Origin of the sequence: Paenibacillus polysaccharolyticus (genome assembly GCF_900102085.1) — a bacterium.
Taxonomy (GTDB): Bacteria; Bacillota; Bacilli; order Paenibacillales; family Paenibacillaceae; genus Paenibacillus; species Paenibacillus polysaccharolyticus.
Map to the genome: position 1 here is coordinate 137,631 of NZ_FMVM01000012.1, position 12,045 is coordinate 149,675.

Here is a 12,045-nt window from a genome sequence, read left to right on the forward strand (position 1 = left end):
TACATAGCTAGCGTACCTGCGCGGTTGTATGCTGCAGGTTGGTTTCTGCACAATCCTCGATCTCATGCGAATGACGCACATGGAAATGAATCTTGCCATTCGTGAGCGCCGCTTCCGCGCCAAGATAACTCTCCATGCGATCCATATCATGTGACACCATGAGAAACGTCATCCGATGATGTTCATGCATATGGGTAATCAGTTCGAAAAAACTGGCTTGTGACTCTGCATCAATCCCCACGGTAGGTTCATCGAGAATCAATAGATCAGGGTGATTAATTAACGCACGGGCCAAAAAAACACGTTGCTGCTGACCGCCGGACAGTTGTCCAATACGTTTGTTGGCAATATCCTCGATTCGCATAACCTTCATCGCATCGATGCATTGTTGCTGGCCTTGACGAGAGATGCGGCGGAACATGTTTTTGTTGTTATACAGCCCGGACATAACAACTTCACGAACCGTAGCTGGGAACAACGGATTAAATGCATTTTTTTGTGGCACGTACCCGATCCGGTTCCAATCCTTGAATTTACGAATCGACTCTCCAAACAACTTGATATCCCCCTGCGCAGGAGGAAGTAGTCCTACCAGCATACGAAGCAACGTTGTTTTCCCTGCTCCGTTTGAACCGATAATACCTACAAAGTCACGTTGTTGAACCATAAAATTGAGATCTTGAATCACGCGCTGATCCCCGTAGGAAAAAGACAAATTCTCGATCTGGATAATCGGATCATGACATAATGGCATGATTTGCTGCATGGCAAAGCCGCCCTTCATAATAAATAAAAATACGTAAATATCGTGCTTAACATTCCAAAAGTCTTCGCCGATGGAACAGCAAAGACTTCTGGATGTTTACCTTCATTCTTCTTATTTTAATGCGATCAGCAGATTTTGCAAATTTTTCTCCATCAAGGTGAAATAATCATCTTTGTTCTTCACCTGTTCCTGCGTCAGACCCTCAACCGGGTTCAACACCATCGTTTCTACCCCTGCTTCGCTGGCAAGTGTTTTGGCTAATTTGTCGGATACAAGCTCTTCAAAGAAAATGTACTTGATACCTTCATCTTTAACCAGTTTAGCCAGTTTTACAATATCCTGTCCAGTTGGTTCTGCATCCGGGGACAGTCCCATGATGGCATGTTGCTTCAAACCATAATCACGTGCAAGATAACCGAACGCTTGGTGTGACACTACAATTTCCTTCTTTGCTACGGATGCTAATTCATTCGTGAAACGCTGATCCAGTTCTTCAAGTTTGGTATGAAGCTCCTTATAACGTTGCTCGTAACCAGCTTTGTGTGTAGGATCAACTTCTACTAAACTGTTCTTGATATTTTCCGCCATGATCATTGCGGATTTGGGGCTAACCCATGTATGAGGATCGATATGATGGTCGGCTACTTGTTCCTCATTGCCACTCTCGTCTGCATGGTCATCGGCATGTTCATCCTCATGCTCTTCACCATGTCCGTGACCATCGTCTCCTTCTGCTGTTAACAACTTGACACCTTCGCTGACAGCCACGGATTTCACTTTTGTATCACTGTTCAGTGATTTCAAAAAGTTCGGCACCCATCCTTCCAGACCCGCACCATTGTATAAGAAAAGCTGTGCCTTGGACGTATTCACAATATCCTGGCTCTTGGGTGTCCAATCGTGCGGCTCTACTCCCGTAGGCAGCAAGTTAATAACATTGGCATCCTCTCCGCCAATCGCTGCAGTAAACGCATATACCGGATAAAATGTGGTCACCACATTAACTTTGCCTTCAACAATTTTGGCTGTATTCTCGTTGTTTTGCCCACATGCAGACAATACAAGCAAACTAAGTATGAGCAGACCGCTCCAAAGTAGCTTCATTATACTCCGTTTGCCAAGTTTGCTGGATCGATCTAATCGTGTCTGTCTCTTCTTTTGAATAAATGTCATATATAATTCACTCCACATCACTTAATCGTAAATATTACTGAAAGAATTATAGGTAACCTGCTCCTAATTGTCAAGGCTCATGTCCTATTCATTCTTTCCCGAAGTACGGAGTTCATAACAATATATGCTTGTCCTTCAGTTATCAGCTCTTTTTTCAGCATAAAAAAGCGGTCCGAATCACTTCGGACCACCCTTGGTTCAAACTTGTGACAATCTCTGTACGATTGAACACCCTAGTTGCTTGTCTTATACTTAAAAACTTTTTATTTCACTTGCGCGCCATTTGGCATACTGTCCGGTACGGTTGCCAGGGTCAGCTGATCCCCATGAGAAGCTGCCAGGATCATGCCTTGGGACAGCTCTCCACGCAGTTTTACTGGTTTGAGGTTGGTCACACAGATGACTTTACGTCCAACCATCTCTTCTGGCGAATAAAACTTTGCGATACCAGATACAACCTGACGTTGCTCATAACCAAGATCCAGTTGCAGCTTAAGCAATTTATCTGCCTTTTTAACAGGCTCACAAGCGATGACTTGTGCCACACGTAGCTCAACTTTGGCAAAATCATCAATGCCGATCTCTTCCTTGCCTTCAGGTGCTGTTACCGGTTCTGCTGAAGCTGGAGTAGCGGCTCCTGCTTCTGCCTGGCTTGCATCGGACTGTGCTGCTTTTTGTCCACCTGTCATCGCTTCAGAGATATAGGCAATTTCCTGTTCCGCATCCAAACGCGGGAAGATCGGCTCGCCTTTGTGCAATGCGTTGCCAGCAGGCACGATGCCCCATTGTTTCGCTGAATCCCAAGCTGTCAGCTCACCTTCTTGAATACCTAGCTGTTCCCAGATTTTGCGCGGCGCACGAGTCAGGAACGGCTGTAGAAGAATGGAGGCAATACGTAAGCTTTCAATCAGATGGGACATTACGGATGCCAGCTCATCCCGTTTCGCTTCATCACGAGCAAGAGCCCATGGCTGTGTTTCGTCGATATATTTGTTGCTACGGCTAACAAATTGACTGATCGCTGTAAGCGCCACAGAAAACTGCAAGTTCTCCATCGCTTGCTCCACTTTTTCCACCGTTGCATGTCCTGCTTCTTCCAGCGAAGCATCAAATTCCGTTACATTGGAAGCAAACGTAGGAGCTTTGCCTTCAAAGTATTTGTCCACCATCGCTACGGTACGGTTCAGCAGGTTGCCCAGATCGTTCGCCAGATCGGAGTTCACACGCTCTACGAAGCTTTCTGGTGTAAATGTACCATCGGAACCAAACGGTACTTCACGCAGCAAATAGTAACGAAGCGAATCCAGGCCGTAACGATCGATCAGGGTTACAGGATCTACTACATTTCCTTTGGATTTGGACATTTTGCCATCTTTCATCAACAGCCAGCCATGTGCAAATACCTTTTTCGGTAATGGCAGATCCAGCGCCATGAGCATAATTGGCCAATAAATCGTATGGAAACGAACAATTTCTTTACCCACCAGATGAACATCCGCTGGCCAAAACTTGTCGTACAATGAAGCATCCGAAGAGCCGTAGCCCAGTGCTGTAATGTAGTTGGACAACGCGTCAATCCATACGTAAACGACGTGTTTCGGATCGCCTTTAACTTTGACACCCCACTCAAATGTGGTACGGGATACCGCCAAATCCTCAAGACCCGGCTTGATAAAGTTGTTGATCATCTCGTTTTTGCGGGATTCCGGTTGGATAAAACCAGGATTCTCTTCGTAATATTTCAACAAACGATCTGCATATTTACTCATACGGAAGAAGTAAGATTCTTCTTTGACGAGTTCAACCGGGTGTCCGCTATCCGGACTTTTAGCCGAGATAATCTCGCCTTTCTCATTTTTTTCAACATCCACCAGCTGTGTTTCAGTGTAATAAGTTTCATCCGGGATGCTGTACCAGCCTTCGTACTCACCCTTGTAGATATCACCCTGCTTCAGCAAACGATCAAAGATATCTTGTACGACGGTTTTGTGACGCTCCTCGGTTGTGCGAATGAAGTCATCATTGGAGATGTCCAGCTTGTTCCACAGTTCCTTGATGCCTACGACAATCTCATCGATAAAGGCCTGTGGAGACAATCCTTTCTCCTGAGCCTTGCGCTCAATCTTCTGGCCATGCTCATCGGTACCTGTCAGATAGCGCACCTCGTATCCACGCAAGCGTTTGTAACGAGACATTGCATCACCTGCTACTGTTGTGTACGCATGCCCAATATGTAGCTTGTCGCTTGGATAATAAATCGGCGTTGTTAAATAAAATGTTTTTTGATCCGTCATGAATGACTTCTCCTCCTTCAATTGTTCTAACGAATACATACCAATCGCTCGAATGGAACCATCTTCCTGATCCGAAAATGAACACAAAAAAACTCCCGCCCTGTATGGGACGAGAGTATCTCTCACGTGTTACCACCCAATTTCCCCACATTTTTCACAAAACGCAGGCTCTTCCGGTCCTTCGACCGCCCATTAACGCTGGATCACGCCTCAGGCTTACGACAATAGCGACAAGTCGCTGATTGCACGCTCGAAAGAGGTTCCTCCGGGACCATCTTCCATCCTCCTCCCAGACCGGTTCTCAGCTTCTCCGGCTCTCTGCACTGGGGGTGTGTCTGTACTTATCCCTTCACTGGAAAATCATATACAAAAAATATACTGAAATGCTGACCTTGTTGTCAAGTATACCACCGAATAGAACCAAGCTTCTGGGTTCCAGCTACCTGCTCTATAACACTTTGATCAGCAAAAATGAACATCAGGCTCTTCTGCACATTACGGTTCGGATATCACTACATTTTTTTCCACCTTAGGCGGAACCAAATCTACACCGCCCGGATGAAACGGATGACATTTGGCAATCCGTTTCGCCGCTAGAAGGGAACCTTTGAGTGCACCATGCACTTCAATTGCTTCCATCGCATACGCCGAACACGTAGGATAAAATCGGCAGGTCGGCGGTTTTAATGGAGAGATATAATTGCGGTATACCCGGATGGGAGCTTGCACGATTCTACGCGAAAGTTTCATCTTCAATTCTTCCCGTGGCTGTGTGCATGCTGATGTGTAGATGACTTCTTCGCTGGAGCATGTTCAGCACAATCCTTGCAGTATCCGAATACTTCAAACTTGTGATCCACAACCTGAAATTGCTCGGGAGCATCAGCAAGTTGCATCGGACAAAAAACGATCGGGTAGGTCTTCTGACACTTCAGGCAGATCATATGATGATGATGGTGGCCTTCGCTGCAATGTGCTCTGAACTTCACTCCATCTTCGAATATAACTTGCTCCAGCACGCCTAGTTCCTGCATTACACGCAAGTTTCGGTACACCGTGTCAAAGCTTAATCCGCTGTAAGTCTTACCCATATATTCGTAGACGTCCTTGGGTGTAAGATACCCCGGAGACTCGGCAAATAACCGTGCAAGTGTCTTGCGCTGATCAGTTATACGAAGTCCCTGTGAGGACATAGTTGATATAATCTCTTCCGTCGACAGCATGATTTACAGCACCTCCTGTCATACAAACCTTTTGCATTTTCATCATGCGACAAAATCTTTTGGCAAAAACCGTTGCTTCTGCTCTTTTTGTATACCTCTAATAATGCATGAAATGAAGAACAGAGTCAACGGAACCCTACACGCAAGTATAGGCGTTTTGCTTAAACTAAAAACTTAAACTAAAGACAAAGGACCCCATAAGTATGGAGTCCTTCGGTTGACGGTTCAGAATATAGGTCATACAGGTGACTTTTGGGGTGAACGGGTATATAAAATATAAGCTTTCACTCCAAACCGTACGGTTGATTCACTTGAATATTACTTCTCAGCTGGAAGTGGGGTAAACAGAATGTTTACCGGCAAGTTGCTACCAGGGGCAGCAGAGAAAACAATGGTAACACTCTCACCGTAAGAACCTGTGCGATACAGCACATTTTGTTCATTCGGCGCACTTAGAGACTGGCTGTTATTCGACAACTGTACCAGCTGTCCATTCACAAGTGCTGAACCGTAATACTTGCCTCCGCGAGGATTAAACGAAATCAGTGTACGCGGAGCAACATTGTTCAGGGTGATTTTGTACAGTACACCGAAGTTACCAGCGTTAGAAGCGCTTGTGAAGGCCATCGGGTCTGTGCCGTCGAGATTCGGATCACTTGCATTATCCCCGAGTGGCAAACGGGAAGGCTTCGTGCCAACTTCCTGATCGTACGTAATGATTCGTGTTGCGTTTGGATAAGTCCCACGGTTATGAACGCCGTCACGGTCCAGAACTGGCAATGAGGACAACACGGCCATCGGATCTTTATTTTCTTCGATCATTACAATGTTGTAGTCAAGAGTATAATCACTGAAAGCGTCGGAATAAAGGGAGATGACCTGCCCTTCTTTCATCGAAATATTGTTCAATTCCGTCAGAATCAATTTGCTTTCTCCTGGCTGGATGTATACTCTCTTCGAATCTGCCCCCGTTTGCATGGATTTGAACCATTTATCGATGGACAATTTACCCGCAACGGTAGCAAATGGCGTCGGTCCTGCAAAGCCCATATTTTGCTGATCGAATACAGCTGTGTATGGATTGTTATTGGTTGCAATCACATACATTTTTACTCTTTTGCCCGTATTATTGACATGGTGAATCATGAAACGCGTCTGTCCAAAGGAAGATTCCTTGTAGACAATGCCTTCCTGGTTAACGGTCTCAGGGCTGTTACTACGAATAAGCAGGCTTGGTTCATCCGTGTACGTAAACGGAACTTTTTCCATGCCAGGAACTTCTCCGCCGTTGAATGTAAATTTGTCCCCTACTGGTACGAACAATTTGTTGAAATCAGACTGATTATAAAGCGTCTCGCTTGTGATCATAATCTCTTTCGTATAGGTGTTGCTCAAACCGTGCTGATCTGTAACCGTAAGTGATACCGTCTTCGGTCCCGGAAGGAAAAATGCGAGTGCATTGTTGCTCCAGTCTCTTTTGACGATTGCATCCTCATCATCTGTACTTTGATCAGTGTAGGAAATTTTTTCACCCATTTTGTATTCTTCCTTGTCCGTTGTAAACATCGCTACTGGGGGAAGATTCGGACGCTCCACTTTGATCGTAAGCGTATAAGGGTTACTCCACTGGCCACTGGAATCTTGAACCGTATAAGTCACCGTATAAACGCCTGGCTGATCAAAGGAATCTTGACGTCCAGTCCACTGCTCATCCACAATCGGAAGGCCGTTCGGCGAACTGTTTTTAGTCGTGTAGATCACTTGATCTCCTGCAAAAATTTCCTTTTGTACCGTAAAGCTGGCTACAGGTTTAGTGTTAAGCTTCAATACTACCGTCTTCGCAGGCTGATTCACGGTATATGTGATGTTCAGCGCTTGTGTAATGGACGTCAATGGAATCATAAACGTGTTTTTTTCTTGATAAGCGGGGCCTTTCATCGTTCTGGATTCTCCGTTAACGGTATACACTTTGCTGTTTGTTTTGAAACGAAGTTCGTCCGTACCGCTTAGAATGATCGTTTCTTTGGTTTGGTTATCATATTTTACGTCGTAACCTACCCGATCAACCAGAGCACGAATGGCTACATAGGAGACACCATTTTTTACAGCCATCGGCTGTCCAGCCAGATACGTTTTTCCATCCTGAACCATCTTGTTGCTATTCATATAAAGTGTCAGGTCTCCGGCAGATCGCACAGTCGAAGCTGTTCCACCAGTCGTTGGTTGCTCTACTTCAGCAGGTGTTGGTGTGTTTGGTGTGTTTGTTTCTTCGCCTGTTCCTTGTTCCCCGTTTGCTCCTGTTGCCGGATTTACAGGTGTAGCTTCTGTTCCAGAAGGATCTGTTGTTCCCTGATTGGGTTCTATGGCGCTTTCATTGTTGGCAGGTTGTGAGTTGTTTGATGGATTGTTAGCAGGATCAGTCGTTGCTCCTGATTTTACTTCGGACTCAGCAATTGGCTGTTCTTTCTTTACAACCTCAACGGATTTCACTTTTGCGGTATTCACTGGCGTAGATTCGCTTGAATCTGCTGCTTGTGCATTCGCAGGAATAACTGCAAAGGCCTGAAAAACAGCAAAAGCGGTGAGTATGGACAACTTCTTCTTCAAATTCATTCTTTGTCTTTGGCTCCTTCTGCTCCCATTTTATTAATATCCCCTCTAAAAGTCATATGATTAGACGCTCAGAAACGGGAAAAGTTGCTAAAAATAATGAATAAGAATTGTAAACTTTTAATAGAAGTGAAAAACTATGAAAATAGTTATCTGTTAATATAAACAAGCTGTATGAGTTAATCTAAAGATTTACCTAGCTCCAGTTAACCGTTCAGATAAAAAAATAAAAAAACAACCTCTACGAAATAATATTCGTAAAGGTTGCTTGTGAATAGATGTTCGCTTACCGCTTACTTTCCTGAACAAATGACGCTGGCTGTTTCTGCACGACCTTGCTCAATCAGGCGATATGCCCGTTCAACTTCTTCCTCGGTTGGTGAAGGTACGCCATCCAGCGGATAAACTTTACCCAGTGCTTCCCATTTGTAAATTCCCATTTGATGATAAGGAAGAATTTCGAACTTCTCTACTCCATTTAGCGTGCCAATGAAACGCCCGAGATTCAACAAATCTTCTTCCTGATCATGAATGCCAGGCACGTATACATGTCTGATCCACATTTTTCGACCATGATCGGATAACCATCTTGCAGTCTTCAGCGTACGTTCATTGGATTTACCTGTCAGTTTGATATGTTTCTCGTCATCGATATGTTTCAGGTCGAGTAATACAAGGTCAGTATGGTCAAGCAGATCATGAATACGATCCGGTTCATTGAACCCGTTACTATCCAGTGTCGTATGAAGCCCCCAGCGACGTTTGACTTCCTTGAATATTTCTGCGACAAAGTGAGCTTGCAGGGTAGGCTCTCCGCCAGATATAGTAAGTCCACCGCCAGAGCTACGATAGTAGGACAGGTACGGCTGTATTTCAGCCAGTACCTCCTCTAATGTCATCTCTTTTCCACCATCCAGTGCCCATGTGTCAGGGTTGTGACAATACTGACATTTGAGCAGGCATCCTTGCATAAAAAGCACGAAGCGGATACCTGGGCCGTCAACCGTCCCGAAAGTTTCGAGTGAATGAATATGTCCGTTAACCATGTTGCCTCTTCCTTTCTTTTCGCATCCGCTATGCGTTCATTTCTATGTTGAATCAGAATACTTGACTGGACTACTGGAAAAGTAACTTACATCGAACCGTGGAACGTACGATTGATAACATCCAGTTGTTGCTCACGTGTCAGTTTAATAAAGTTAACTGCGTAACCGGACACCCGTACAGTTAATTGCGGATATTGTTCCGGGTGATCCATTGCATCAATCAGTTGCTGACGATCAAATACGTTTACGTTCAAGTGATGCGCATTTTGACCAAAATATCCATCCATCATCGCAGTCAGATTGGATTTGCGTGTAGCATCTTCTTTACCCAGTGCTTTTGGCACAATAGAGAAGGTGTTGGAAATACCATCAAGGCTGTGTTCATAAGGCAGTTTTGCTACAGAACCGAGCGATGCCAGTGCACCTTTTTTATCCCGTCCATGCATTGGGTTCGCCCCTGGTGCAAATGGTTCGCCTGCTTTACGTCCATCTGGTGTTGTTCCTGTTTTCTTACCGTACACCACGTTGGAAGTGATGGTCAGTACAGATTGCGTTGGCATTGCGTTACGATAGGCTTTGTGCTTGCGAATCATACTCATGAAGCTTTCTACCAGCTCTACAGCAATGCTATCTACACTGTCATCGTTGTTGCCGTAACAAGGGAATTCACCTTCAATTTCAAAATCAACGGCAATGCCTTGTTCGTTGCGAATCGGTTTAACTTTGGCATATTTGATGGCACTGAGTGAGTCCGCTGCTACCGACAGTCCCGCGATACCACAAGCCATCGTACGTAGAATGTCACGGTCATGGAGCGCCATTTCAATCCGCTCGTAGCTGTATTTATCATGCATGTAGTGGATGACGTTAAGAGTATTCATGTACAGTTTAGCGAGCCACTCCATCATCGGTTTGAAGCGTTTCATCACTTCATTATAATCCAGTACCTCACTTGTAATGGCAGGATACTCCGGACCAACCTGTGCTCCCGATTTTTCGTCACGTCCACCGTTGATGGCATACAGTAATGCTTTCGCCAAGTTGGCACGTGCGCCGAAGAACTGCATTTGTTTACCGATCTTCATTGCAGATACACAGCAGGCAATACCATAATCATCGCCATAGATTGGACGCATCAGATCATCATTTTCATACTGGATGGAGCTGGTTTCGATCGATACTTTACTGCAATAATCTTTGAAAGCTTCAGGTAACTTCGTGGACCACAGAACAGTCAAGTTCGGCTCTGGAGCAGGTCCCAGGTTGTGCAGTGTGTGCAGGAAACGGAAGCTGTTTTTGGTTACACGTGTTTCGCCGTTGACGGACATCCCGCCGATAGACTCCGTTACCCATGTTGGGTCACCACTGAACAATTCGTTGTAATCCGGCGTGCGCAGGAATTTGACAATCCGCAGTTTCATGACAAAGTGGTCAACCAGTTCTTGAGCCTGTTCTTCTGTCAGAATACCTTCTTGCAAATCACGCTCAATGTAGATATCCAGGAATGAAGATACACGTCCAAGGGACATTGCAGCACCGTTCTGTTCTTTGATCGCTGCAAGGTAGCCGAAGTACAACCATTGGAATGCTTCTTTAGCCGTTGTTGCTGGTAATGAAATATCGAAGCCATGCATCTCGCCCAGTTGTTTCAGTTCTTGCAGTGCACGAATCTGTTCGGACAACTCTTCGCGCAAACGAATGACATCTTCATCAATAACATCAACTTCAAGTGCATTGAGCTCACCTTTTTTGTTACGAATCAGGAAGTCTACTCCGTACAAAGCTACCCGGCGATAGTCACCGATGATCCGGCCACGACCGTAAGCATCCGGCAAACCTGTGATAATACCCGCTTTACGTGCTGCACGCATCTCGGAAGTGTAAGCATCAAATACACCTTGGTTATGCGTTTTACGAATATTTGTAAATATATCAATGACACCTTGTGGCATTTCGAACCCGTATGCTTCACAAGCATCAATCATCATGCGAATTCCGCCGAATGGCTGAATGGAACGTTTGAACGGAGCGTCTGTTTGAACTCCGACAATCTGCTCTTTGCTTTGATCCAAATATCCCGGTTGGTGGGAAGTAATTGTTGCAGGCGTATTCACATCAACATCAAGCACCCCACCGTTATCCCGTTCTTTTTTGGTCAGGTCGGATACAATATCCCACAATTCTTTAGTATTCTGGGTTGCACCTGCAAGGAACGCCTCATCGCCATAGTATGGGGACAGGTTATGTTCCAGAAAATCATTCACATTAACCGTCTTGGTCCATGTTCCTTTGGTAAAGTTTCTCCAGCCTGTTTGTTGTTTAACATCTTTTTCGATCACCGACATCGTAATCCCTCCGCTTTTTTGGATTTCTGGACACATTATATTGTTGCAATAGACGTATCATCATGTGTCCAAAGCCGCGATTTATGTGAATTGTTTCACATGATCCGGAACACGTTCTCTCTACTGGGGAACCGGAACCGCGGAATGAATGTTTTTCTTATATTTTCAGTATACGTCGAGCAAGTCACACCATCTGTGATTTTTATCACAAACTTTGGATGTTGTCTTATTGCACTTCGCCACGGTTGTTCACACTTGACCACTCCGCGGGCAGAACAACTTCAGATCGCTGTTATCCCCGGATTTTTTCGATTCACTTTTCCAAAGTGAAAATCCGGTGATAAAGGCGAACGCTCCGCTTCTTCCGTCTGTCCTGCCCGCTCCGTTATCGTGTGAACCTCTCTGTGCAAACAGCCACCGCCCCCTTTGTTTCTACCATTTTGGGGAACCATTGCTCCGCTATGCTCGGAGCAACCAAGGGCATGATATAGGTTCCTGAAAAACGGACGCTTCGCTTCTCCGTTTTTCTGCCCATCTTTTTTCTACTGCTTACGCGGGTATCACTTTGCTACAACTCTACTGGTGCGT

Annotated in this window: 9 protein-coding genes; all 9 read right to left on the reverse strand. The window is 45.2% G+C overall.

The genetic code is table 11. The features are described 5' to 3' along the window. Positions 1-7: 7 nt before the first annotated feature. Positions 8-766, reverse strand: coding sequence for a metal ABC transporter ATP-binding protein (locus tag BLQ13_RS17875; protein ID WP_090922564.1), 759 nt, complete (start codon positions 764-766; stop codon positions 8-10). A 111-nt stretch (positions 767-877) separates the two neighbouring features. After that, positions 878-1,870: a metal ABC transporter solute-binding protein, Zn/Mn family gene (locus tag BLQ13_RS17880; protein ID WP_244159369.1), complete on the reverse strand. Its 993-nt coding sequence runs from the start codon at positions 1,868-1,870 to the stop codon at positions 878-880. Between the two features lie 332 nt (positions 1,871-2,202). Next, complete coding sequence (metG, locus tag BLQ13_RS17885; RefSeq protein WP_090922717.1) at positions 2,203-4,272, reverse strand: methionine--tRNA ligase; 2,070 nt, start codon at positions 4,270-4,272, stop codon at positions 2,203-2,205. A gap of 456 nt (positions 4,273-4,728) precedes the next feature. Next, complete coding sequence (gene yidD, locus BLQ13_RS17890) at positions 4,729-4,983, reverse strand: membrane protein insertion efficiency factor YidD (protein ID WP_090922569.1); 255 nt, start codon at positions 4,981-4,983, stop codon at positions 4,729-4,731. A gap of 2 nt (positions 4,984-4,985) precedes the next feature. Continuing rightward, the gene (locus tag BLQ13_RS17895; RefSeq protein ID WP_090922571.1) at positions 4,986-5,456 is read right to left on the reverse strand and encodes a Fur family transcriptional regulator; all 471 of its coding nucleotides are present in this window, start codon (positions 5,454-5,456) and stop codon (positions 4,986-4,988) included. Between the two features lie 318 nt (positions 5,457-5,774). Then, positions 5,775-8,069, reverse strand: coding sequence for a stalk domain-containing protein (locus tag BLQ13_RS17900; protein WP_090922573.1), 2,295 nt, complete (start codon positions 8,067-8,069; stop codon positions 5,775-5,777). 290 nt (positions 8,070-8,359) lie between these two features. Next, entirely contained in the window at positions 8,360-9,112 is a 753-nt protein-coding gene (gene pflA, locus BLQ13_RS17905; protein ID WP_090922575.1) for a pyruvate formate-lyase-activating protein, read from the reverse strand. Between the two features lie 86 nt (positions 9,113-9,198). Beyond that, complete coding sequence (gene pflB, locus BLQ13_RS17910) at positions 9,199-11,457, reverse strand: formate C-acetyltransferase (protein WP_090922577.1); 2,259 nt, start codon at positions 11,455-11,457, stop codon at positions 9,199-9,201. A 281-nt stretch (positions 11,458-11,738) separates the two neighbouring features. Further along, complete coding sequence (locus BLQ13_RS29035; RefSeq protein WP_276326751.1) at positions 11,739-11,867, reverse strand: hypothetical protein; 129 nt, start codon at positions 11,865-11,867, stop codon at positions 11,739-11,741. Positions 11,868-12,045 lie beyond the last annotated feature (178 nt).